The 22942-nt window shown below is 73.3% G+C and carries 20 protein-coding genes; 10 read left to right on the forward strand and 10 right to left on the reverse strand.

The window, feature by feature from the left end:
* Nucleotides 1-38: 38 nt before the first annotated feature.
* Entirely contained in the window at nt 39-1346 is a 1308-nt protein-coding gene (gene kynU, locus ACQ452_RS22440; RefSeq protein ID WP_433387073.1) for a kynureninase, read from the reverse strand.
* Between the two features lie 20 nt (nt 1347-1366).
* Entirely contained in the window at nt 1367-2266 is a 900-nt protein-coding gene (locus tag ACQ452_RS22445) for a tryptophan 2,3-dioxygenase (protein WP_433387075.1), read from the reverse strand.
* A gap of 179 nt (nt 2267-2445) precedes the next feature.
* Here ACQ452_RS22445 and ACQ452_RS22450 point away from each other — a divergent pair, with 179 nt between their 5' ends.
* From ACQ452_RS22450 to ACQ452_RS22460, 3 genes are all read left to right on the forward strand, one after another.
* Entirely contained in the window at nt 2446-2901 is a 456-nt protein-coding gene (locus tag ACQ452_RS22450; RefSeq protein ID WP_433387077.1) for an Lrp/AsnC family transcriptional regulator, read from the forward strand.
* A gap of 140 nt (nt 2902-3041) precedes the next feature.
* Nucleotides 3042-3518 (forward strand): hypothetical protein, encoded by a 477-nt coding sequence (locus ACQ452_RS22455; RefSeq protein ID WP_433394337.1) that lies wholly within the window; start codon nt 3042-3044, stop codon nt 3516-3518.
* A 12-nt stretch (nt 3519-3530) separates the two neighbouring features.
* Nucleotides 3531-4379 carry a class F sortase gene (locus ACQ452_RS22460; RefSeq protein WP_433387079.1) on the forward strand — a complete coding sequence of 283 codons (849 nt, stop codon included), beginning with the start codon at nt 3531-3533 and terminating at the stop codon, nt 4377-4379.
* Nucleotides 4380-4383: 4 nt separating this feature from the next.
* Here the strand turns inward: ACQ452_RS22460 and ACQ452_RS22465 are convergent, their stop codons facing one another.
* Nucleotides 4384-4917 (reverse strand): HNH endonuclease, encoded by a 534-nt coding sequence (locus tag ACQ452_RS22465; protein WP_433387081.1) that lies wholly within the window; start codon nt 4915-4917, stop codon nt 4384-4386.
* 287 nt (nt 4918-5204) lie between these two features.
* On the opposite strand from ACQ452_RS22465, the gene ACQ452_RS22470 reads away from it, so the two are divergent.
* The 3 genes from ACQ452_RS22470 (at nt 5205) to ACQ452_RS22480 (ending at nt 8371) form a co-directional block, all read left to right on the forward strand.
* On the forward strand, nt 5205-6257 hold the full coding sequence (locus tag ACQ452_RS22470; protein ID WP_433387082.1) for a mechanosensitive ion channel family protein: 1053 nt from the start codon (nt 5205-5207) through the stop codon (nt 6255-6257).
* 227 nt (nt 6258-6484) lie between these two features.
* Nucleotides 6485-7885 carry an MFS transporter gene (locus ACQ452_RS22475; protein WP_433387084.1) on the forward strand — a complete coding sequence of 467 codons (1401 nt, stop codon included), beginning with the start codon at nt 6485-6487 and terminating at the stop codon, nt 7883-7885.
* Nucleotides 7886-7981: 96 nt separating this feature from the next.
* Entirely contained in the window at nt 7982-8371 is a 390-nt protein-coding gene (locus tag ACQ452_RS22480) for a globin (protein WP_433387086.1), read from the forward strand.
* A 73-nt stretch (nt 8372-8444) separates the two neighbouring features.
* Here the strand turns inward: ACQ452_RS22480 and ACQ452_RS22485 are convergent, their stop codons facing one another.
* The 4 genes from ACQ452_RS22485 to ettA all read right to left on the reverse strand — a co-directional run bounded on the left by ACQ452_RS22485 (nt 8445) and on the right by ettA (nt 12041).
* Entirely contained in the window at nt 8445-9029 is a 585-nt protein-coding gene (locus ACQ452_RS22485; protein ID WP_433387088.1) for a YbjN domain-containing protein, read from the reverse strand.
* 149 nt (nt 9030-9178) lie between these two features.
* Nucleotides 9179-9832, reverse strand: a complete 654-nt coding sequence (locus tag ACQ452_RS22490; protein WP_433394339.1) for a hypothetical protein — start codon at nt 9830-9832, stop codon at nt 9179-9181.
* 65 nt (nt 9833-9897) lie between these two features.
* Nucleotides 9898-10344, reverse strand: a complete 447-nt coding sequence (locus ACQ452_RS22495; RefSeq protein ID WP_433387089.1) for an acyl-CoA thioesterase — start codon at nt 10342-10344, stop codon at nt 9898-9900.
* 20 nt (nt 10345-10364) lie between these two features.
* Nucleotides 10365-12041, reverse strand: coding sequence for an energy-dependent translational throttle protein EttA (gene ettA, locus ACQ452_RS22500; protein WP_433387090.1), 1677 nt, complete (start codon nt 12039-12041; stop codon nt 10365-10367).
* A 326-nt stretch (nt 12042-12367) separates the two neighbouring features.
* On the opposite strand from ettA, the gene ACQ452_RS22505 reads away from it, so the two are divergent.
* The 3 genes from ACQ452_RS22505 (at nt 12368) to ACQ452_RS22515 (ending at nt 17122) form a co-directional block, all read left to right on the forward strand.
* Entirely contained in the window at nt 12368-13768 is a 1401-nt protein-coding gene (locus ACQ452_RS22505; protein WP_433387092.1) for an alpha,alpha-trehalose-phosphate synthase (UDP-forming), read from the forward strand.
* A gap of 38 nt (nt 13769-13806) precedes the next feature.
* The gene (gene otsB / locus ACQ452_RS22510) at nt 13807-16368 is read left to right on the forward strand and encodes a trehalose-phosphatase (protein ID WP_433394341.1); all 2562 of its coding nucleotides are present in this window, start codon (nt 13807-13809) and stop codon (nt 16366-16368) included.
* Between the two features lie 199 nt (nt 16369-16567).
* Complete coding sequence (locus ACQ452_RS22515) at nt 16568-17122, forward strand: M23 family metallopeptidase (RefSeq protein ID WP_433387094.1); 555 nt, start codon at nt 16568-16570, stop codon at nt 17120-17122.
* Between the two features lie 63 nt (nt 17123-17185).
* Here ACQ452_RS22515 and cobA read toward each other — a convergent pair whose 3' ends face one another.
* From cobA to cobC, 3 genes are read right to left on the reverse strand one after another with little or no spacing between them, the layout of a single operon-like run.
* Complete coding sequence (cobA, locus tag ACQ452_RS22520) at nt 17186-18409, reverse strand: uroporphyrinogen-III C-methyltransferase (RefSeq protein ID WP_433387096.1); 1224 nt, start codon at nt 18407-18409, stop codon at nt 17186-17188.
* A 37-nt stretch (nt 18410-18446) separates the two neighbouring features.
* Nucleotides 18447-19562, reverse strand: a complete 1116-nt coding sequence (cobT, locus tag ACQ452_RS22525; RefSeq protein ID WP_433394343.1) for a nicotinate-nucleotide--dimethylbenzimidazole phosphoribosyltransferase — start codon at nt 19560-19562, stop codon at nt 18447-18449.
* Nucleotides 19562-20656: an Rv2231c family pyridoxal phosphate-dependent protein CobC gene (gene cobC / locus ACQ452_RS22530; protein ID WP_433387098.1), complete on the reverse strand. Its 1095-nt coding sequence runs from the start codon at nt 20654-20656 to the stop codon at nt 19562-19564. Before cobC ends, cobT begins: the two co-directional genes overlap by 1 nt.
* 122 nt (nt 20657-20778) lie before the next feature.
* Here cobC and ACQ452_RS22535 point away from each other — a divergent pair, with 122 nt between their 5' ends.
* Nucleotides 20779-22911: a transglycosylase domain-containing protein gene (locus ACQ452_RS22535; protein WP_433387100.1), complete on the forward strand. Its 2133-nt coding sequence runs from the start codon at nt 20779-20781 to the stop codon at nt 22909-22911.
* Nucleotides 22912-22942: the final 31 nt, after the last annotated feature.

The raw sequence follows: 22942 nt of genomic DNA on the forward strand, positions 1-22942 counted from the left end.
GTCTCCTTCCGTTCGCGGACCCGGTTGGCTGTGCGCGCTCACCGGTGCACCTCCACCGTGGCGGCCAGCGCCTCGGCGACCCGCCAGCAGTCGTGATAGGAGGAATAGAGCGGCACCGGGGCGAACCGGATGATGTCGGGTTCCCGGGCGTCGGCGACCACGCCGTGTTCGTGACGCAGCCGCTTGGCCAGCCCGGCCGCGCTGCCCCCGGCGATGCGCACCGAGAGTTGGCAGCCGCGCCGCTGCGGCTCGCGCGGGGTGACCACCCGCAGCGGGCGGTGCGCGGTCACCTCGTCGAGCAGCCCCGCCAGGTAGCCGGTGAGCCGGACGCTGCGCTCCCGCAGCGCGGGCATCCCGACGGCGTCGAAGAGTTCCAGCGAGGTCCGCACCGGGCCCATCGCGAAGATCGGCGGGTTGGAGATCTGCCAGGCCTCGACGGTGCCCGGCGGCCGGGATTCGGGGGTCATCTCGAACCGGGTGGCCGCCTCGGTGCTCCACCAGCCCTCGAAGCGGGGCAGGTCCGTCGCGCCGAGGTGCCGCTCGTGCACGAAGACCCCGGCCAGGGCGCCGGGCCCCGCGTTCAGGTACTTGTAGGAGCACCAGGCGGCGAAGTCGACGTCCCAGTCGTGCAGGGCCAGCGGGACGTTGCCGGCGGCGTGCGCCAGGTCCCAGCCGACCACCGCCCCCGCCGCGCGGCCGGCGGCGGTGACCGCCGGGATGTCCATCAGCTCACCGGTCAGGTAGTTGACCCCGCCGAGCAGCACCAGCGCCACCGTGTCGCCCTCGGCGGCCAGGTAGCCGGTCACGTCCTCGGTGCGCAGGGTGTCCTCGCCGGCGCGCGGTCGGAGCCGGACCACAGTGGCGTCCGGGTCGAGGCCGTGGAAGCGGGCCTGGCTGCGTACCGCGTAGCTGTCCGAGGGGAACGCGCCGTCCTCGATGACGATCCTGGTGCGCGCCCCGGCCGGCCGGTAGAAGCTGACCATCAGCAGGTGCAGGTTGACCGTCAGGGAGTTCATCACCACGACCTCCGCCGGGGCGGCGCCGACCAGTCGCGCGGCCGGCGCCGTCAACAGCTCGTGGTACGGCAGCCAGGGGCGCCGCCCCTCCAGGTGCCCCTCGACGCCGAGCCGCCCCCAGGCGTCCAGATCGGCGAGGAGTTCGTCGCGGGTGGCCCGGGGTTGCAGGCCGAGGGAGTTGCCGGCCAGGTACGCGGCGTCGCGGAAGCGCCCGCCGTCGGCCGCCGGCACGTGGAACAGGTGGCGGTGCCCGGGATCGGCGGCGTCGAGGCGGCGTGCCTCGGCCTCACCGGCGGCGTACCCGGACGACTCAGCTGCGGGGGTGGTCATCAGATCGTCTCGCTCTCGGGTCACATCGCTGTCCGGGCCGACCACAGCTCGGGGAAGACCACCCGGGCCATGCTGCGCTGCAACCACGCCAGCCCGGCGGAGCCACCGCTGCCGACCTTGGCGCCCATCGTGCGCTGCACGGCCTTGACGTGGTGCTGACGCCAGTCGCCGAACTGCTCGGCCACCTCCGTCAGCGCCTCGCCCAGCATCCGCAGGTGGTTCTCCGGGCCGGGCTCGGCGTAGATCCGCACCCAGGCCGCCTCCACGGCGGCGTGCGGCTGGTGCTCGGCGGTGAACTCCCGGTCGAGCAGGTCGGCCGGCAGGTCGTGGCCGTGCCGGGCCAGCAGGGCGAGCACGTCGTCCCAGAGGCTCGGCGCGGCCAGGGTGGCGCGCAGTTCGGCGTACACGTCGGTCTGCCGCCGGAACGGCCGGATCAGCGTCTCGTCGCGCAGCCCGAGCAGGAACTCCAGGTGCCGGTACATCGCGGACTGGAAGCCGGAACCCTCGCCGAGCAGGTTGCGAAACCGGTTGAAGTCGGCCGGGGTCATCCAGCGCAGCCCGTTCCAGGCGCCGTTCAGCCCCTCCAGGTGCAGCGCGGCGCGGCGCAGCGGGGCGAGCGCGTCGAACACCCGGTCGGCCCGCAGCAGCCGCTGCGTCTCGCGCAGTTCGTGGCAGGTCAGCCCGAAGTACAGCTCCATGATCTGGCTGACCACCAGGAAGGACATCTCGCCGGGGTCGTCGCTCAGCGGCTGCTGCAACCGGTGCAGCGTGCTGGCCTGCACGTACGTGTCGTACGGCACCCGCTCGGTGAACTCCAGCGTCGGTTCGCCGCCGTTGCGGGCGGCGCGGGCCGCGCGCTGGCGCGGCGTCGCCGGGCGCACCGCCGCCTCGGCGGGTACGCGCAGGTCCGTCTGCTCCACCGGTGGCCTCCCTCTGCTCCGTCGCCCACGACGGCCGACCGTCGGCCGTTTCCGGGCTGACGACATGGTCTCTCGGCCGAACCCCCCGACGGAATGCCGGATCAACGGCGCTCGACGCACCTGACCTGCGGCGCCAAAGGCATGAGTGCGATTCGACTTCGGGAAAGTAAGGTCGCCGCATGGACGACATGGACTGGGCGCTGCTGCGGGAACTACAGGCGGACGCGCGCCTCTCCTTCAGCGAACTCTCCCGGCGGGTGCACCTGTCGCCGCCGGCCGTCGCGGAGCGGGTCCGCCGGCTCGAGGAGTCCGGCGTGATCACCGGCTACCACGCCCACGTCGACCTGACCCGGGCCGGGCGCACCGTTGTCGCGCTGATCCGGATGTCCTGCTACGGGGCCCGGTGCATCCTGCACGACCCCGACGTGGCGGGCTGGCCCGAGATCCTGGAGATCCACCGCATCACCGGCGACGCGTGCAGCATGCTCCGGGTGGCCGCCGGGTCGATCGGGGACTTCGAGGCGGTCATCGACCGACTCGCCCCGTACGGCCAGCCGTCCAGCACGATGGTGCTCTCCACCCCGCTGGGGTGGCAACCGGTCACCCCGCTGCCGCCCCCCGAGCACTCCCGCTGAGCCCGCCCCCGGGTTTGCCCCCGGGCCAGTGGGAAAGCAGGCACTGTTGCCCGGGGGAGGATTCCGGCGTTCGTCGCCGGAGGGGGGAAATCATGCCGGTGCTCACCGCGTTCCAACGTGCCCTGACCCGCGCCCTGACCGTGTTGGGCCTGATCGGGGCGTTCGTCCTGACCACCGTCGCACCCGCGTGGGCGACGGAGAACACATTCGTCGAGGTGGTGCCCAACAGCGCGCAGGCCGGCACCCGGGTCAGCATCCGGGCCGGCTGCGACAACGCCAACAACCGCCAGGCCACCGTGCGCTCCGACGCCTTCGGCGGGCCGGTGGTGCTGCGGCCGGACAACGGCTTCCTGACCGGCCAGGCCACCGTCCCGGGCGGCAAGGAACCCGGGGACTACCCGGTCGACCTGCGCTGCGACAAGGGTCCCACCGCGACCACCACGCTCACCGTGCTGAACATGGACCAACCGAGCAAGGGTCCGGCGACCGGGGGCGGCGGCACCGCCGGCAGCTCCGGCACCGGCACCCTGCTGCTCGTCGGCGGGGTCGCGGTGGTGGGCCTGGCCGTGGGCTTCGGGTTCTTCGGCAACCGCCGCCGGACCGGGCCCGGTTCCTGACCCGCCGTCGCCATGGCCGGCTCCCAGGGGCGTACCAGGCGATCCGATCCGGGCCGGGTCCGGGCGGGCACCCGGCGGGCGCTGCGGGCGTCCCGCCGGGCGGCGGCCGCGACCGCCCGGCGACTGCGCCGGGTGGCCGGGGAGGCGGTGTCGGCGAGCGTCGCCAGCACCGACCCGGCGGCCGGGCCGTTGCCCGCCCGACCCCGGTACCGCCGGATCCCGGCGGGCCGCCGGTTCGCCTCCGGCCGGGGACCCGGCCTGCCGGTCCTGGTCATCGGGGCGCTGATGGCGCTGATCATCACGATGCTCGGCGTGGAGCGGGTCGTCGGCGTGAGCGTGCTGCCCGACCGGTTCCTCGCGGCGCTGCGGCCCACGCCGAAGAAGTTCCCGGTGCTGCCCGCCAGCCGGCCCGTCGGCATCACCATCGAACCGATCGACGTGCGGGCGCCCGTGCACGGCGTCGGCATCGCCGCCGACGGCAGCATCGCGGCGCCGGACGCGGCCCGCGCGCAGGAGGCCGGCTGGTACGACCGGGGACCGACCCCAGGTCAGTACGGCCCGTCGGTGATCGTCGGGCACGTCGACACGACCACCGGCCCGGCCGTCTTCCACAAGCTGCGGGACCTGCGCGACGGCGACCGGATCGAGGTGGCCCGGCAGGACCGCTCGGTGGCCGTCTTCGAGGTGGACTCCGTCGAGCGCTTCGGCAAGGACGAACTGCCGGCGGACGAGGTCTTCGGGGACTTCAGCCGCCCCCGGCTGCGCGTGATCACCTGCGGCGGGCGCTGGGTGGGCGGGGAGACCGGGTACGCCGACAACGTGGTGGTCTTCGCGTCCCTGGTGCGGGCCCGTACGGGCTGACGGGTCAGGCGGCCTCGGACTCGCGCAGGTCGAGCCAGTCGGCCCAGCGGGGATCCGGCGCCCGGTGACCGAGCACCCGCCACGCGGTGCCCTTCGGGGCCGCGGGCAGCGCGTGCAGCCGCCAACCCAGCTCCGCGGGCGTCTTGTCGCCCTTCGTGTGGTTGCACCGGGCGCAGGCGGCGACGACGTTCTCCCAGGCGTGCCGGCCGCCCCGGCTGCGTGGGAAGACGTGGTCGATGGTCTCGGCGGGCCCCCGGCAGTAGGCGCAGCGCCAGCCGTCCCGGGCGAAGATCGCCCGGCGGGACAGCCCGACGTGGGTGCGGTAGGGCACCCGCACGAACCGGGTGAGCCGGACGACCGACGGCACCGGCAGCGCGTCGCGGGCGCTGTGCAGGATGCCTTCGCCGTCGGCGACGCAGATCGCCTTCGCGGAGAGCACGAGGATGGCGGCGCGGCGCACCGACACGACGCACAGCGGCTCGTAGGTGGCGTTGAGGACCAGCGCACCGGAGCCCACCGTGGGTCGTATGTCAGGCATCGCGTTCACCCTCCCGGTTCAGCGGCTCCTTGCTCGCCACCGCCGGCCGGAAACGGGCACAGCGACCCCCCACGGCCGACGCCGGCCGGATCACCGACGTCCGTGCGCCCATCGTCCCTGATCGGCCCCGCGATTGCACGCACTAATGTCGGGGTCCCTCCGGAAGCGTTCCCCGCTCATGTCAGGATGGCCGGTTCGCCCCCGCCGACCCGGGCGCCCCGCCCGACGGGGTCACGGCGTGGAGGGCCGACGGCGTCCCGTCCCGGCGGGTGCGGTACGAAGACAGCGTGACCGCTGCCAATCTGACGCCGTTCGCCCTGCCCGCCGTCGACGCGCCGGACGCCGACCCCTCGCCGACCTGCCTGGGCGACGTCCTCTGCAAGGGCGTCTACGACATGACGGGTTCGGTGTGGTTCGCCGAGGGCAGCTACTGGATCCTGCTCAAGCCGCTGCGGATCGTGCTGGTCCTGCTGCTGGCGATCGCCGCCCGGTGGCTGGTGCACCGGACGATCAGCCGGCTGGTGCGCACCACCACCGACGCCGGCGTGCCGACCATGCTGCGTCCGCTGCGCGAGCGGATCCCCACCGCCGCCGCCGAGCCGGGCGAGTTCATCCCGGAGCGGCGTCGGCAGCGGGCCGAGGCGATCGGTTCGGTGCTGCGCAGCCTCAGCACCGCGTTCATCTTCGGCATCGCGCTGCTGATGGTCCTCAAGGAGTTCAGCTTCGACCTGGCCCCGTTGCTGGCCAGCGCCGGCATCGCGGGCGTGGCCCTCGGCTTCGGCGCGCAGAGCCTGGTCAAGGACCTGCTCGCCGGCCTGTTCATGCTGATCGAGGACCAGTACGGCGTCGGGGACACCGTGGACCTCGGCGAGGCGACCGGCGTGGTGGAGTCGGTCGGGCTGCGGGTCACCACGGTGCGCGACGGGCGGGGCGTGCTCTGGTACATCCGCAACGGCGAGATCGTCCGGGTGGGCAACAAGAGTCAGGGCTGGGCCCTGGTGGTGGTCGACCTGCCGATCGGTTTCGCCGGCACCGAGGAGGCCACGGCCGTGCTACGTACCGCCGCCGCGTCCGTGGCGATGGACCCCGACCTGGCCCCCGAGATCGTGGAGGCGCCCGAGGTGCTGGGCGTCGAGCAGATGACTGTCGACGGCGCGGTCATCCGCACGGTCGTCAAGACAACCGCCGACGGGCAGTTCGCCGTCGGCCGGGAGCTGCGCCGCCGGCTCGCCGAGTCGCTGGAGAACTCCGGCATCACCGCCAAGATCGCCGCCGCCCGGTTCTATCCCGGCGTCCCGGTCCGCGCCCCCGGCGAGACCGGGGCGGGGGGCGCCGCCTGAGGCGCCGGGCAGACGACCGTCGGGGGTCGCGAGCCGGGCGGCCCCTCGGGTATCGTCCGTTCGTTCAGTCGGAGATGCGACGATCAACCCCCGTGCCCTAGCCACTCGTCGGAGGATCGGGCAAAATCCGGTTCACGCGCTCCCCGGAGCGTGATCACGTCCTCGCTGATCCGCACATCTGACGACAGTTCCCGGGCCGTCCATCACGAGTGGCCCGCCAGGGAACGATGGAGGCGACGGTGCCCGACGAGCGGCCATCCCCGGAAGGCCCCGCAACCTTCCGCGAGGTGTTCGCCCAACGCGAATACGCCGCCGTCTTCTCGGCGAGCGCGCTGTCCTGGATCGGCGACTACGTCGCCAAGGCCGCGGTGACCCTGCTGGTCTACGAGGAGACCCGCTCCGTCGCGCTCTCCGCCGCCGCCTTCGCGGTGAGCTACCTGCCCTGGCTGGTCGGCGGCCCCCTGCTCGCCACGCTCGCGGAGCGGCACCGCTACCGGCAGGTCATGATGATCTGCGACCTCGTGCGGATGGTGCTGATGGTGGGCATCGCCATCCCCGGCATGCCCGTGCCGGCGATCCTGGCCCTGCTCTTCGCCACCACGCTCGCCAACCCACCGAGCCAGGCCGCCAAGTCGGCGCTGATCCCCCTGATCCTCACCGGGGACCGCCTGGTGGTCGGGCTCTCGATGATCAGCAGCGTCGGCCAGGCCGCCCAGGTCGTCGGCTACCTGGCGGGCGCCGCCATCGCCGCGTTCGATCCGACCGCCGCGCTCCTGGTGAACGCGGCGACCTTCGCCCTGTCGGCGGCCCTGGTCCGCTTCGGCGTGGCGGACCGACCGCCGGCGATGACCGCCGCGCACCGCAGTCACCTGCTGCGGGAGACCGCGCAGGGCTTCCAGATCGTGTTCGGCACCCCCGTGCTGCGGGCCATCGCCCTGCTGGTCTTCGCCGCCATGCTCTTCTCGGTGGTGCCGGAGGGCCTCGCCGCCGCCTGGGCGAGCGAGCGGGCCGGCGGCCTGGATGCCGGCGCCGCCCAGGCGATCATCATGGCGGCGAACCCCGTCGGCTTCATCCTCGGCGGTCTGATCGTCAGCCGCGCCTTCGGGCCGGACCGCCGGCTGAGCCTGATGCGGCCGTTGGCCGTGCTCTCCCCACTGGCCCTGGTGCCCGCCCTGCTCGACCCCCCGCCCCTGGTGGTGGCGCTGCTCGCCGCGGCCTGCGGGTTCGCCGTCGCCGGCATGCTGCCGGTGGCCAACGGGCTCTTCGTCCGGGCCCTGCCCGACGGCTTCCGGGCCCGCGCCTTCGGCGTGATGGCGACCGGGGTCCAGGTGATCCAGGGCATGGCCGTCCTCGTCACGGGGCTGCTGGCCGAGCGCTACTCCATCCCGCTCGTGGTCGGGGTCTGGAGCGCCGTCGGGGTGCTGCTGATGGCGGTCGCCGCCCTGTACTGGCCGAGCCGCCCGACGATCGAGGCGGCCATCATGGCGGCCGAGCAGCAGAGCGGGGCACCGGCCGGTCCGGTCCGTCCCAGCGCCGCGCGCGGCGCGTCCGATGACGAGCGGGCCGACGGGCCGGAACGCCGCTGGGCGGTCGCCCGGTCGAGGCGGGACACCAGCGGCAGCCGGTGATCCGGCCCACGCCTGCACCGCCCCGCCGGCCGCGCTGGCACCTGGCAGGATGGAACGGTGAATGCCGCAGGTGAATCCGACCGTCCCGGTGCGTCGATGACCCTCTTCGAAGCGGTCGGGGGCGAGCCGACCTTCCGCAAGCTGGTGGACGAGTTCTATGCGGGGGTGGCCACCGACCCGCTGCTGCGCCCCATGTATCCCGAGGAGGAGCTGGGCCCGGCGGCGGACCGGTTGACCCTGTTCCTCATGCAGTACTGGGGCGGGCCCAACACGTACTCGACACAGCGGGGGCATCCGCGGCTGCGGATGCGCCACGCGTCGTTCCGGATCGGCGCCGCCGAGCGCGACGCCTGGCTGCTGCACATGCGCCGCGCCGTCGACCGGCTCGACCTGCCACCGGAGATCGCCACCGCGCTGTGGGACTACCTGGAGCGGGCCGCCTACTTCATGGTCAACGCGATGGAGGACCCGGCGGGACCGGCCTGACCGGGTGGGCCCGCCGGGCCGGCCCGCGCCGGGCGCCGGACGGGCCGCCCGGACGCCGCAGCCGCGCCGGCCCTCAGAGCAGGGCGCCCTCGTCGTGCAGCCAGTCCACGAAGCTGGTGGCGACCGCCGCGCCACAGTCGAGCATCTCGACCAGGAGCGCGTCGTGCGCCCCGGCGCCGAACGGCACCTGCAACTCCGCGTAGATCGGCAGTTGGCCGCGCTCGGTCGGGTCGCCGACGTAGGCCTTGCAGAAGCGGCGGGTGTGGTTCCACTCGTTGACCACCCGGTAGGCCCGGTCGGCCCAGTCCGGCGGCACGGTCGCGTGCGGACGGGCCCGCATCACCAGGATCTCGTCTTCCGGACCCTCCAGCGCGACCAGCACGGCGTGCCGTTCCCACATGGCCAGCAGGTTGCCGTCGCCGTCGGCCAGGTAACGCACGTCGAGCATGTCGAGCGCGTCGCACACGCGGCGCAGGGTCACCGGCTCGACCGTGGCGGGCATGTCCGCGATCACGGCTCGCTCCGCCGGTGGGCAGTCGTCTCCCGGTTGGCGGGGGGCCGGTGGCCCGACCCGCACGGTGCTCTCCACTGTGATCCCGCTCCGCATTTCCGAGTCGCCGCCGTCGGCGGGACCGGGGCGCCATGACCACCACGGCATCGCTCGCGCACCTCACTCCCCAGCGGATCCAGTCGCCTACGGTGCGTTGGATCCGAGGATGGACGGTACCCGGACAGCCGGGTTGAAGCACCCCCCCAACGACAGCCCCGGGACGGAAGAATGATGAGGGGTCATCCAAACGGATGAGGTCAGACGGGCCGCACGGCGAGAATTGTGGCCTTCTGCGACCAGGCGGCTCCGTACGGTCCCACCAGGCCGACCCATCGGCCGGCCGACCGCACCTGGACGTCGCCGCCGCCACCCGTTTCGGTGGACGCCTCGGCGGCCCCCAGGAAGCCCATCCGGACCACCCCCTGGACCAGCCGCTGGGTCACCTCGACCGGCTCGCCGGGCGGGTCCTCGGGGGTGACGACCACCGGCACGTGGTCGAGCAACGCGTCCCGCAGCGCCCGCTGCCCGACCGCACGCCCACCGACACCGTGCGCGCTGGCGTCGCGCAGGGCGCCCGCCGCCGCCGCCGCGACCCGCCGCAGCTCCCCGCCCGGCAGCGTCTCCACCCGGCGGCTCGCCGTGGGCGGCAACGGCCACCGCCACCGCTCGTCGCGCCGCACCGGCAGGGCCCCGCCGCCCGCCGCCAACTCGGCCAGCAGCTCGCCGGCCGAGACCGTGACGTCGCCGGGGCCCTCGCCGGCCACCGTCCGGACGACCAGCACGCCCCACGGCAGGCGCCCCCAGAGGGCCGTACGCCCCGTCGCGCCGGCCGAGCGGAGCCGGACGGGCGCGACGGGGTCCAGTCGGACGAGGCGGGCCAGAAAGGCCCCCGCGTCAGCGGTGTCCGCGATCGCGTGCCCGCCGGCCGCCGTCGCGCCACCGCCTCCCGCGACGGCGGCCGACCCGTCGGAGGCCGTCACGCCACCACGCCACCGGGCGCGTAGGTGCCCAGGAACGTCCGCTCCTGCGCGGTGATCCGCCGGGGCCGCTGCCGGGTCAGGTCGAAGGGCACCAGCACCGAGCGGGCGCGGCTGGCCAGGACCTCGCCGTCGAAGAGCTCGTAGGCGACGGTGAACGACGCGCCCCGGATCTCCTCCACCCACAGCTCGATGCGCACCGTGGGGGCGGCCTCCGCGGTGGCCCGGCCGAGCGCGTACTCGACGGGGCGCAGGTAGTCGATCTCGTGCCGGCTGATGACGACGCCGTCGGCGAACGAGCCCACTCCCCACGCCCGGCCGCCGGCGAACATCAACGCCACCCGGGCCTCCTCGTAGAGCGTGAGGAAGCGTGAGTTGTTGATGTGGCCGTACGCGTCCAGGTCGGACCACCGCAGCGTGCAGTGGTAGACAAACCGGTCACTCATGTCGGCGACGCTCCGCGCTACTAGTCACGGGTCAGCTTGCGGTAGGTGACCCGGTGCGGGCGGGCGGCCTCCGCGCCGAGCCGGTCGACCTTGTTCTTCTCGTACGCGTCGAAGTTGCCCTCGAACCAGAACCAGCGGGCCGGGTTCTCGTCGTCGCCCTCCCAGGCCAGGATGTGCGTGGCGACCCGGTCCAGGAACATCCGGTCGTGGGAGATGACCACGGCGCAGCCCGGGAACTCCAGCAGCGCGTTCTCGAGGCTGGACAGGGTCTCCACGTCCAGGTCGTTGGTCGGCTCGTCGAGCAGGATCACGTTGCCGCCGATCTTCAGCGTCAGCGCGAGGTTGAGCCGGTTGCGCTCGCCGCCGGAGAGCACCTTGGTCGGCTTCTGCTGGTCCGGCCCCTTGAACCCGAACGCGGCGATGTACGCCCGCGACGGCATCTCGACCTTGCCGACCATCAGGTAGTCGAGCCCGTCGGAGACGACCTCCCAGACGGTCTTGTCGCCGTCCAGGCCCTGCCGGTTCTGGTCGACGTACGACAGCGAGACCGTGGGGCCGACCCGGACCTCGCCGCTGGTCGGCTCCTCCAGCCCCACGATCGTCTTGAACAGGGTGGTCTTGCCGACGCCGTTCGGGCCGATGATGCCGACGATGCCGTTGCGCGGCAGCGAGAACGACAGGTCGTCGATCAACAGCCGGTCGCCGAAGCCCTTGCTCAGGTGCCGCGCCTCGATCACCGTGCTGCCCAGGCGCGGGCCCGGCGGGATCTGGATCTCCTCGAAGTCGAGCTTGCGGGTCTTCTCCGCCTCGTTGGCCATCTCGTCGTACCGGTCGAGGCGGGCCTTCGACTTGGTCTGGCGGGCCTTGGCGTTGGAGCGCACCCACTCCAGCTCGTCGGTGAGGCGCTTCTTCATCTTGGCGTCGCGGCGGCCCTCGACGGCCAGCCGGGCGGCCTTCTTCTCCAGGTAGGTGGAGTAGTTGCCCTCGTAGCCGATGGCCCGGCCGCGGTCCAGCTCCAGGATCCAGCCCGCCACCTTGTCGAGGAAGTACCGGTCGTGGGTGATGGCCATCACGGTGCCGGCGTACTTGGCCAGGTGCTGCTCCAGCCAGGAGACGCTCTCCGCGTCCAGGTGGTTGGTCGGCTCGTCGAGCAGCAGCAGGTCGGGGGCCTCCAGCAGCAGCTTGCACAGCGCCACCCGGCGCCGCTCGCCCCCGGAGAGCTGGGTGACGTCGGCGTCCGGCGGCGGGCAGCGCAGCGCGTCCATCGCCAGTTCGAGCTTGGAGTCGATGTCCCACGCGTCGAGGTGGTCGAGCTCCTCCTGGAGCCTGCCCATCTCCTCCATCAGCTCGTCGGAGTAGTCCGTCGCCATCTGCTCGGCGATGGAGTTGAACCGCTCCAGCTTGGCCTTGGTCTCGGCGACCGCCTCCTCGACGTTGCCGAGCACGGTCTTGGCGTCGTTGAGCGGGGGCTCCTGGGCGAGCATGCCGACGGTGTAGCCGGGCATCAGCCGGGCCTCGCCGTTGCTCGGCCGGTCCAGCCCTGCCATGATCTTGAGGAGGCTGGACTTACCGGCGCCGTTCGGACCGACCACACCGATCTTGGCCCCCGGCAGGAAGCTCAGCGTCACATTGTCGAGCACGACCTTGTCGCCGTGCGCCTTGCGCGCCTTTTCGAGGACGTAGATGTACTGGGCCACGGTGCGGGCTACCTCCGTAGGGTTGCGATTGGGGCCGGTGGCGCGGGCGCGGGCCGCGTTCTCCGCCCGCCGCCGGCCGCTGCCGGCCGCACGCACGCCATCGTCAATCCTGACAGGTACGCGTCGCCGCGCCCACATCACCCCGCCCCGACGCGCCCGGCACGCCGCGACACCCTTGTTTTCGAGCAGGGGTATCGACAAGATCACGTCGGGGGTTGGACCATCGTGGGAAGGGTAGGTGACTCCGGCACGGGGCCCAAGAAGCCGCAGCTAGGCTCAGTACGCTCATTCGCGGTTGACCCGTCAGCACCCGGAGGTGGCCGAACGTGACCGTCCGCAGCTCCTTTGTCGTAGTGGCGAACCGGCTACCCGTCGACGAGGTGAGCACACCTGAGGGACGGCAGTGGCGTCGCAGCCCCGGCGGGCTCGTGACCGCCCTGCATCCCGTCCTCGCCGAGCACCAGGGCACCTGGGTCGGCTGGGCCGGGGGCACCGGCGCGGCGCCCGAGCCCTTCGACCTGGAGGGCATCCGGCTGCACCCGGTGCCGCTGAGCGCGGAGGAGCTGGAGCGCTACTACGAGGGTCAGTCCAACGCGACGATCTGGCCGCTCTACCACGACGCGGTGGAGACCCCGGCCTACAAGCGCCGATGGCGCGAGGCGTACCGGCTGGTCAACGCCCGCTTCGCGGAGGCCGCGGCGGAGGTCGCGGCCGAGGGCGCGACGGTCTGGGTACAGGACTACCAGCTCCAGCTCGTCCCGGCGATGCTGCGTGAGCTGCGGCCGGATCTGCGGATCGGGTTCTTCCTGCACATCCCGTTCCCGCCCATCGAGCTGTTCATGCAGATGCCGTTCCGCACCGAGATCCTGCGCGGCCTGCTCGGCGCCGACCTGGTCGGGTTCCAGCAGCGCCTCGCCGCGCAGAACTTCGTCCGGCTGGCCCGGCACCTGCTCGGGCTGCGCTACGAGGGGCAGATGATCCAGGTCGACGGCCGCCAGGTGAAAGCCGGCGCGTTCCCGATCTCCATCGACACGAAGGAGATGGAGCGCCTCGCCGCCGACCCGGCGATCCAGGCCCGCGCCAAGGAGATCCGCGAGGAGCTGGGCAACCCGAAGACGGTGATCCTCGGCGTCGACCGGCTCGACTACACCAAGGGCATCGAGCTGCGGCTGAAGGCCTTCCGGGAGCTGCTGGCTGACGGAAAGCTGACAGTCCCCGACGCGGTCATGGTGCAGGTCGCCACGCCCAGCCGCGAGCGCGTGGAGCACTACCAGGCCCTGCGCGTGAAGGTGGAGCGCGAGGTCGGCCGGATCAACGGCGAGTTCGGCCGGGTCGGCGTGCCGGCGGTGCATTACCTGCATCAGTCGTACAGTCGCACTGAGCTCGCCGCGATGTACGCCGCCGCCGACGTGATGATGGTGACCCCGCTGCGAGACGGGATGAACCTGGTAGCCAAGGAGTACGTCGCATCGCGCGCCGACCAGGGCGGTGCACTCGTACTCAGCGAGTTCGCCGGCGCCGCCACAGAGCTGCGCCAGGCGTTCCTGTGTAACCCGCACGACCCTGACGCGGTCAAGGACGCCCTACTGAGGGCCGTGCATGTAGAGAAGCCGGAGGCACGCCGCAGAATGCGGACAATGCAGCGCCATCTACGCACCCACGATGTGGGGCATTGGGCGAAGTCATTCCTCACCGAACTCGGTGTGCCTCAGCCGGAGGACGAGTGAACGCCGCCACTGACATCGTCACCCCGGCGGCCGGCAGCATGGACCCGGAGTTGCGCGCGGCCATCGGCCGCATCGCCCGGGTGCCCCAGCTTCTGATCGCCTGCGACTACGACGGCACCCTGGCGCCGATCGTGGAAGACCCCAGCAAGGCCGTACCGCTACCGGAGTCGGTGGCGGCCGTCCGGGCGCTGGCCGCCCTGCCACAGACCACCGTGGCGGTGGTCTCCGGGCGGGCCCTGCGCGACCTGGCGACACTCTCCCGGCTACCCAGCGAGGTCCACCTCGTCGGCAGCCACGGCTCCGAGTTCGACATCGGTTTCGTCGAGCGGCTCTCCCCCGAGCTGATCGCGGTGCGCACCCGGCTGCGCGACGCGCTGCGCCAGATCGCCTCGGACCACCCGGGCATCCGGCTGGAGCGCAAGCCGGCCAGCGTCGCGGTGCACACCCGCGGGGTGGCCCCCGAGATCGCGGCGGCGGCCATCGAGGCCGTCCGCGGCGGCCCGGCCACCTGGGAGGACGTCACGGTCACCCAGGGCAAGGAGGTCATCGAGCTGTCGGTGGTCGCCACCCACAAGGGCACGGCCGTCGACCAGCTACGCACCCAGCTCTCCGCCAGCGCGGTGCTCTTCATCGGCGACGACGTCACCGACGAGAACGCCTTCGGTAACCTGCAGGGGCCCGACGTCGGGATCAAGATCGGCCCCGGCGAGACCAGGGCCGGCTACCGGGTCGCCGAGCCGATCGAGGCCGCCCGCGCCCTCGGCCTGCTGCTGGAGACCCGCCGGCACTGGCTCTTCGGCGAGCGGGCGGTGCCCATCGAGCGGCACTCGATGCTGGCCAACGGGCGGACGGTGGCGCTGCTGACGCCCGAAGCCAAGGTCACCTGGCTCTGCCACCCCAAGCCGGACTCGGCGGCGATCTTCGCCGACCTGGTCGGGGGCAGCCCGGCCGGGCACTTCAGCGTCGCACCGGAGCGCGGGGGCATCCCCCTCGGCCAGCGCTACCGCTCGGGCACGATGACCGTCGAGACCCGCTGGTCGGGCCTGACCGTCACCGACTGGCTGGACAAGCCGGACAGGGACACCACGCCCGACGGCCCGGCCGTCGTCAGCGGCGACTCCACCCTGGTCCGGGTGCTGACCGGGTCCGGCAAGGTCCGGCTGGAGTTCGCGCCCCGGCCCGAGTTCGGCCAGGTCGCGGTGCAGCTACGGCCGATCGGCGACGGCCTGCTGGTGCTCGGCTCCAACGAGCCCGTGGCGCTCTACTCGCCAGGCGTCGAGTGGCGGGTCGCCAACGACGGCGGCTACGAGACGGCCAAGGCTGTCGTCGACCTCTCCGCGTCCGGGGGGCAGGTCGTGCTGGAGCTGCGCTTCGGCACACACAGCCTCGATCACCACCGGCTGCCGATCCACGAGCGGCAGGCCGCGGCCGAGCAGCCGTGGAAGGACTGGGTCGCCACCCTGCGGCTGCCGAACACCGCCCGGGACCTGGTGGCCCGCAGCGCGCTGACCCTGCGCGGGCTCTGCCACGAGGCCACCGGCTCGATCCTGGCCGCCGCGACCACCTCGCTGCCCGAGGAACTGGGCGGGGTCCGCAACTGGGACTACCGCTACTGCTGGCTGCGGGACGCGGCGATGACCGCACGGTCCCTGGTCGACCTCGGCTCAATCCAGGAGGCCGAGGCGCTGCTGCGCTGGGTCGACGGGTGCATCGAGCGCACCGGCGGGCACCCCGAGCGGCTGCACCCGCTCTACACGGTGGACGGCTACGAACTCGGCGCCGAGGCGGTCATCGACACCCTGCCCGGCTACGCGGGATCCCGGCCGGTACGCGTCGGCAACCTCGCCAACCACCAGCTCCAGCTCGACGTCTTCGGCCCGATCGCGGACCTGATCGCGGCCGTGGCCGACGCCCGGGGCTCCGTGCGCGAGGACGAGTGGCGGGTGCTGGACAACATGGTCGAGGCGGTCCGCCGCCGCTGGCACGAGCCCGACCACGGCATCTGGGAGGCCCGCCTCCCCCCGCGGCACCACATCTTCTCGAAGGTGATGTGCTGGATGACCGTCGACCGGGCGCTGCACGTGCTGCGCCAGCACGGCGGCGAGGACCGCCAGGAGTGGGTGGACCTGCGCGACCGCATCGGCGCGAACGTGCTGGAGTACGGCTGGCACGAGGCCGTCGAGGCCTACAGCGTGGCGTACGGCAACGAGGACATGGACGCCTCGTCGCTGTGGATCGGGCTCTCCGGCCTACTCCCCGGCGACGACCCGCGTTTCCTCTCCACCGTCCTGCGGATCGAGGCCGACCTGCGCAGCGGCCCGGTCGTCTACCGCTACCACTGGGACGACGGCCTGCCGGGGCGCGAGGGCGGCTTCCACATCTGCACGGCGTGGCTCATCGAGGCGTACCTGCGCACCGGGCGGCGTACCGACGCCGAGGAGCTGTTCTCGCAGATGGTGGACACCGCCGGCCCGACGGGCCTGCTGCCCGAGCAGTACGACCCGCTGGCCGAGCGCGGGCTGGGCAACCACCCGCAGGCGTACAGCCATCTCGGCCTGATCCGCTGCGCCCTGCTGCTGGACAACATGCTCAAGCACTGAGCCGACGCACGACGGCGGCCGGAGACTCGTCTCCGGCCGCCGTCGTGTCCGCGGCGGCGGTACCCCTACCGCCACCCGGTCCGACCCCAGCATCGCCACGATCCGTTGATCGCCGTCGGGCGTCCTGCTTTGCTGTCACCGGCGGCATTGATATCGACGCTGCCGAATTGGTATCGGTGCTCAGGACGGAGATGGCGCAATGAACGGAATGACGAAGACCCTGCGCGGGATCGGCGCGGCGTTCAGCGCCGCACTGGTAGTCGCCGGGGTCGTGCTCGTCGGCCCCACGCCGGCCTCGGCCGCGGACTACTACTACGAGCTTCCCTACCCGGCGGGCGAGTCCTACCAGGTCACCCAGGGGCCTGAGGGCGCGTACTCGCACGTCGGCCCCTACAACGAGTACGCCTGGGACTTCGGGCTTCCGGCCTGGTATGAGGTCTCCGCCGCACAGGCCGGCACCGTCCTCGTCTCGAACTGGTCGGTTTACCCGGGCAACGGCATCGAGGTGATGATCCGGCACTCGAACGGCCAGTGCACCCACTACATCCATCTGAACCAGGCGATCTACAACACCGGCGACTGGGTCCCGCAGGGCCGGGTCATCGGCTCGTCGGGCGCCACCGGAAACGCCACCGGGGCGCACCTGCACTTCCAGGTCATCAACTGCAACACCCGGGTCGGCATCCCGGCCACCCTCCAGGGCTGGACGCCCTACACCGGCTCCTGGCCGAGAAGCGTCAACACCCGCGCCTGAGCACCGGCGGCCGGAGCGGCACCCCGCTCCGGCCCGCCGTCGTCGCGGTGGTTGCCGGCCGGCTCAGCCGTCGAGCGTCGTCACCACGTCGCCCACGACCACCACGGCCGGGGGCCGGAGCCCCTCGGCCGCCACGTCGGCGGCCACCGTGCCGAGCGTGGAGCGCAGCACCCGCTGCGCCCCGGTCGTGGCCTCCTGCACCACGGCGGCCGGGGTCTGCGCCGGCCGGCCGTGCGCGAGCAGCGTCGCGGTGATCGCCGCGAGGTTCTTCAGCCCCATCAGGACGACCAGCGTGCCGCGCAGCCCGGCCAGGGCGTCCCAGCGCACCAGGGAGGCCGGGGAGTCGGGCGCGACGTGGCCGGAGACCACTGTGAACTCGTGGGCCACCCCCCGGTGGGTGACAGGCACGCCGGCCACGGCCGGCGCCGCGATCGCGCTGGTGACGCCGGGCACCACGGTCACCGGCACGCCGGCCGCCGCGCAGGCCAGCAATTCCTCGCCGCCCCGGCCGAAGACGTACGGGTCGCCGCCCTTGAGGCGGACCACGAACCCTCCGGCGAGGGCCCGCTCCACCAGGATCCGGTTGATCTCCTCCTGGGCGCGCGACGGGCCGTAGGGGATCTTGGAGGCGTCCACGAGTTCGACGTCGGCGCGCAACTCGTCGAGCAGGAGCCCCGGCACGAGCCGGTCGGCGACCACCACGTCCGCCTCCGTGAGCAGCCGCCAACCCTTCACGGTGATCAGCTCCGGGTCGCCCGGCCCGGCGCCCACCAGCGCCACCCGCCCGACGGGAAGGGGCCCTGCCGCGACCGCGGGCGCCGCCAGGGGACCCCTGCGCGCGTCGAGCAGGACGCGGATCGCGTCGCGGACGGCCATCGAGCGGCGCGGGTCGCCCCCGCCGAGCACCGCCACGGTCACCGGACCGTGCCGGGTCACCGCCGGGGTCCAGGCGGTCGCGGCGGCGCGGTCGTCGGCGCGTACGCAGAAGATGCGACGCTCGGCGGCGGCGGCGCTGATCGACGCGGCGGCGGTCGGGTCGTCGATCGCGGCGTGGACCAGCCAGGCGCCGTCCAGGTCGTCGGGGGCGAACCGGCGCGGCGCCCAGTGCAGCCGTCCGGCGTCGACGTGCGCCCGCAGCGCCGGGGTCAGCTCCGGGGCGACGAGGAAGACGTCCGCGCCGGCGTCGAGCAGGGCCGGCACGCGCCGGGTGGCCACCGCTCCCCCGCCCACCACGACCACCCGCCGGCCGGCGAGCCGCAGGCCGAGCGGGTACGGGTTGCCGCTCACGCCGCACCCCCGTCGCCGCGCGGGCCGCTCCGTCCGGTCACTTCTCGGCCACCCCCGCCGAGTCGAAGGTGGCGACCTCGTGCAGCACCCGGACCGCCCCGGTGACCACCGGCAGCGCGAGCAGCGCGCCGGTGCCCTCGCCGAGGCGCAGCCCGAGGTCGATCAGGGGTTCCAGGCCCAGCCGGCGCAGCGCGACCGTGGCCCCCGGCTCGGCGGAGCGGTGCCCGGCCACCATGGCGGCCACGGCGTGCGGGGCGAAGGCCGCCGCGGCGAGGGCCGCGGAGACTGCGATCACCCCGTCCAGCAGCACCGGCGTCCGGCGGGCGGCGGCGCCGAGGATGAACCCGGCCAGCGCGGCGTGCTCCAGACCGCCGACGGCGGCCAGCACGCCCAGCGGGTCGGCGGGGTCGGGTGCGTGCCGGCGCAGCGCGGCCCGCACCACGTCGACCTTGCGGGCGTACGTCGGGTCGTCGACCCCGGTGCCCCGACCCGTCGTCTGCGCCGGGTCGAGGCCGGCGAACGCGGCGATCAGGGCGGCGGCGGGCGTGGTGTTGCCGATGCCCATGTCCCCGGTGAGCAGGATGCCGGCGCCGGCGTCGACCAGGTCGTCGGCCACCCGGATGCCCGTCGCCATGGCGGCGCGGACCTCGTCGCGGGTGAGCGCGGCGGTCACCGCCAGGTCCCGGGTGCCGGGGCGGACGTTCGCGGCCACCAGCCGGGGCACGTCGCGGCTCGGCGCGGCGCCGCCCGCTCGCGCCCCCGGCCCGGCGGTGGCCGACGGGTCGTCGACGGTCGGGAGCGGGGTCGCGACGCCGACGTCGACCACGGTGACGGAGGCGCCGGCCTGCCGGGCGAACGCGTTTACCACGGCGCCGCCGGCCAGGAAGTTGCCGATCATCTGCGCGGTGACCTCCTGCGGCCAGGGCGTCACCCCCTGGGCGTGCACGCCGTGGTCGCCGGCGAAGATCGCCACCGCGGCCGGCTCGGGCAGCGGCGGCGGGCACCGCCCGGCGAGGCCGGCGAGGCGTACGGAGAGTTCCTCCAGGGCGCCCAGCGAGCCCGGGGGCTTGGTCAGCCGCCCCTGCAACTCCCGGGCGGCGGCCATCGCCGACTCGTCCGGCGGCCCGATCGTCGCGATCGTGGTCTCCAGCATCATGCCTCCAGCATCTCGGCGAGGATCTCGATGAACGCGTCGGTGGTGGCCGGGTCGCGCACGGCGATACGCAGCCAGTCCGGGCCGAGACCGGGGAAGGTGTCGCCCCGGCGCACCGCCCAGCCGCGCCGCCGCAGCGCGAGCCGCACGTCGGCGGCGCCGGGCACGTGCACCAGCACGAACGCGCTGGCGGGGCGGCCGGCGACGCGTACGCCGGGCAGGGCCGACAGGCGGGCGACCAGGTGCTCGCGGTCGGCGGCGAGGCCGGCGGCGATGGCGCGCTCGGCGGCGACCGCGACGGGCGTGGCGCAGGCCGACGCGGCGGCCAGGGCGGGGGTGGAGACGGCCCAGAGCGGCTGGGCGGCGGCCAGCCGCTCCAGCAGCGCGGGCTCGCCGAGCAGGTAGCCGATGCGCAGTCCGGCGAGGCCCCAGGTCTTGGTGAGGCTGCGGACCACCAGCAGGCCGGGCAGGTCCCGCCGGGCGGCCAGCGACTCGGGTTCGCCGTTCACCCCGGGGGCGGCGGTGGTGTCGGCGAACGCCTCGTCGACCACCAGCACCCGGCCGGGCCGGGCCAGGGCCGCGAGGTCGGCGGCGGGGTGCAGCACCGACGTCGGGTTGGTCGGGTTGCCGACCATCACGAGGTCGGCGTCGGCGGGCACCCGGCCCGCATCGAGCCGGAAGTCGTCGGCGGCGTCGAGCAGCACCCGTTCCACCTGGTGCCCGGCGGCGCGCAACGCCGCCTCGGGCTCGGTGAACTGCGGATGCACCACCACGGGCCGGCGCACGCCGCGCAGCGCCCGGGCGAGCAGCACGAATCCCTCGGCCGCGCCGGCGGTCAGCAGCACCTCGGCGGGCGGACGGCCGTGCCGGGCGGCGACGGCGGCCCGCGCCGGCCGTGGATCGGGGTAGGAGGCGAGGTCCGCGAGCGCGGCGGTGATCGGGTCGGCCAGCCAGTCCGGCATGGTGTCGCGCCGTACGTTGACGGCGAGGTCGACCAGCCCCGCGCCCACCTCGGCGTCACCGTGGTGGGTGAGGTCGGGCTCGGGGCGGGTGGGCCCGGCTTCGGGGTGGGTGTCGGTCGGCTGACCACGCATGTCCGCGATCCTGCCGGGAAGGCGGCGCGCGGGACAGCGCATCGGTGCGTGGGTCGCGTCACCCACACGAGCGTTCATGAATATTTCTCAGGCATGAATCGGAAATGTCATAACTTGGTGTGGTGAGCAATCGACCCCTCGCCGCCGCCGGTCGTCTCGTTCCCCTCCTACGCGCCGGGCTGATCGCCGGCATCGTCGTCGCCGCCGTGGCGTATCCCGTCGCCGCCGCCACCGGCCTCGGCGCCAAGGCCACGGCCCACGCCATGGAACACAAGACCAAGATCCTCGCCACCGCGCTGCCGGCGGAGACGTCGTACGTCTACGCGCCGGACGGCAGGACGGTGCTCACGATGTTCTACGAGGAGTACCGGCAGTACACGAAGCTCGCCGACATCTCCCCGAACATGCAACAGGCGATCGTCGCCGCCGAGGACAACCGCTTCTACCAGCACCGGGGCGTCGACCCGAAGGGCGTCGCCCGCGCCTTCGTGGCCAACGCCCGCTCCAGCGGCGTCTCCCAGGGCGCCTCCACCCTCACCATGCAGTACGTGCGGATGGCGCTGCGGGACAGCGCGACGACGCCGAAGGAGGTGCAGGACGCCACCCAGCAGACCAGCCTGCGCAAGGTCAAGGAGATGCGCATGGCGATGGACCTGGAGAAGGAACTGAGCAAGGGGCAGATCCTGGAGCGCTACCTCAACTCGGCGTACTTCGGGCACCGCGCGTACGGCATCTACGCGGCCAGCGAGATCTTCTTCTCCAAGGCCCCCAAGGACCTCAGCCCCGTCGAGGCGGCCACCCTCGCCGGCCTGGTCAAGTCCCCGTCCGAGTACGACCCGGCCAGCTCCGACCAGAAGGAGGCCACCGGCCGGCGCAACTACGTGCTGGACCGGATGACGCAACTCGGCTATCTCTCGCCGGACGCCGTCACGCAGGCGAGGACCGAGCCGATCCGGCTGAAGCTGACCTACCCGTCGAACGACTGCGCCGCCGTGCCGGAGAAGTGGAACAGCTGGGGCTTCGCCTGCGACTACCTGAAGAACTGGTGGAGCGCGCAGCCCGCGTTCGGGGAGAACCGGCTGGAGCGGATGGACAAGCTGCGCCGGGGCGGCTACCGGATCGTGCTCAGCCTCGACCCCAAGATCCAGCAGGCGGCCGAGAAGAACGTCGGCAGCAAGGAGGGCACCGGCAGCCCGTTCGCCAACGGCATCGTGGTCTCCGAGCCCGGCACCGGGCGGGTCAAGGCGATGGCGATCAACCGGACGTACTCGCTGGATCTGAGCGAGAACGGGCTGAGTTCCAACCCCGAGGCCGGACCGAAGGTCAAGGCGAACTACCCGAACACGGTGGCGCCCCTGCTCGGTGGCGGCGACCTGCCGGGATACCAGGCCGGCTCGACGTTCAAGATGTTCCCGATGCTGGCCGCCCTGGACGCAGGCATGCCGCTGTCGACCGCGTTCAACGCCCCGCACCGGTACCGCTCCGAGGTCTACGACGGCTGGTCGCCCTCCAACGCCAGCGGCGCGATGAGCGGCAACCAGACCATGTGGTCCGGGTTCGGCAAGTCCGTGAACACGTACTTCGTGTGGTTGGAGGAGCAGGTCGGCGCGGACCGGGCGGTCCGCCTCGCCGAGCAGCTCGGGCTGCGCTGGCGCACCGACGTCGACCGGGACCACGCGTCACCGGCCAAGGCGAAGCAGTGGGGTGCGTTCACCCTCGGCGTCTCCGACGCCACCCCGCTGGAGATGGCCAACGCGTACGCCGCGATCGCCGCCGACGGCCGCTACTGCGAGGCGATCCCCGTGCAGGCGATCTACAACCGGGACGGCACCCCGACCACCTGGCAGACCGCCTCCGGCATCGAACGCGAGGTCGCCAAGCCGCGCTGCCGGCAGGTGGTGAACGCCGACGCCGCCCGCGCCGCCACCGACGCGGCCCGCTGCCCGACCGGCGACACCCCGGCCCGCGGGAGCTGCGGCGGCTGGTCGACCGCGGACAGCGTGCGGGGCACCGTCGGCCGCCCGGTGGCGGGCAAGACGGGCACCACCGACAGCACCCGGTCGGCCTGGTTCGTCGGCTACACCCCGGAGCTGGCGGCGGCCAGCTTCATCTCCGACCCCGACAACCCGTTCAACGCCGTCGGCGACGGCCAGTCGCAGATCCCGATCAAGGCGGTGGCCGAGACGCTCCGCGACGGCCTGAAGGGCCAGCCCACCCGCCAGTTCACCCCGCCCTCGGACCGCATCGTCGGCTGACGTGGGCGCCGCACGCGACGGACGCCCCCGG

It is taken from the genome of Micromonospora sp. KLBMP9576 (genome assembly GCF_050941805.1).
GTDB lineage: Bacteria > Actinomycetota > Actinomycetes > Mycobacteriales > Micromonosporaceae > Micromonospora.

Bases quoted from the DNA above. Each gene is read 5' to 3' on its own strand.
- kynU (WP_433387073.1), bottom strand. From the start codon at position 1,346: ATGACCACCCCCGCAGCTGAGTCGTCCGGGTACGCCGCCGGTGAGGCC.
- ACQ452_RS22450 (WP_433387077.1), top strand. From the start codon at position 2,446: ATGGACGACATGGACTGGGCGCTGCTGCGGGAACTACAGGCGGACGCG.
- ACQ452_RS22460 (WP_433387079.1), top strand. From the start codon at position 3,531: ATGGCCGGCTCCCAGGGGCGTACCAGGCGATCCGATCCGGGCCGGGTC.
- ACQ452_RS22465 (WP_433387081.1), bottom strand. From the start codon at position 4,917: ATGCCTGACATACGACCCACGGTGGGCTCCGGTGCGCTGGTCCTCAAC.
- ACQ452_RS22475 (WP_433387084.1), top strand. From the start codon at position 6,485: ATGGAGGCGACGGTGCCCGACGAGCGGCCATCCCCGGAAGGCCCCGCA.
- ACQ452_RS22480 (WP_433387086.1), top strand. From the start codon at position 7,982: ATGACCCTCTTCGAAGCGGTCGGGGGCGAGCCGACCTTCCGCAAGCTG.
- ACQ452_RS22485 (WP_433387088.1), bottom strand. From the start codon at position 9,029: ATGCCGTGGTGGTCATGGCGCCCCGGTCCCGCCGACGGCGGCGACTCG.
- ACQ452_RS22495 (WP_433387089.1), bottom strand. From the start codon at position 10,344: ATGAGTGACCGGTTTGTCTACCACTGCACGCTGCGGTGGTCCGACCTG.
- otsB (WP_433394341.1), top strand. From the start codon at position 13,807: ATGGACCCGGAGTTGCGCGCGGCCATCGGCCGCATCGCCCGGGTGCCC.
- ACQ452_RS22515 (WP_433387094.1), top strand. From the start codon at position 16,568: ATGAACGGAATGACGAAGACCCTGCGCGGGATCGGCGCGGCGTTCAGC.
- cobT (WP_433394343.1), bottom strand. From the start codon at position 19,562: ATGCTGGAGACCACGATCGCGACGATCGGGCCGCCGGACGAGTCGGCG.
- cobC (WP_433387098.1), bottom strand. From the start codon at position 20,656: ATGCGTGGTCAGCCGACCGACACCCACCCCGAAGCCGGGCCCACCCGC.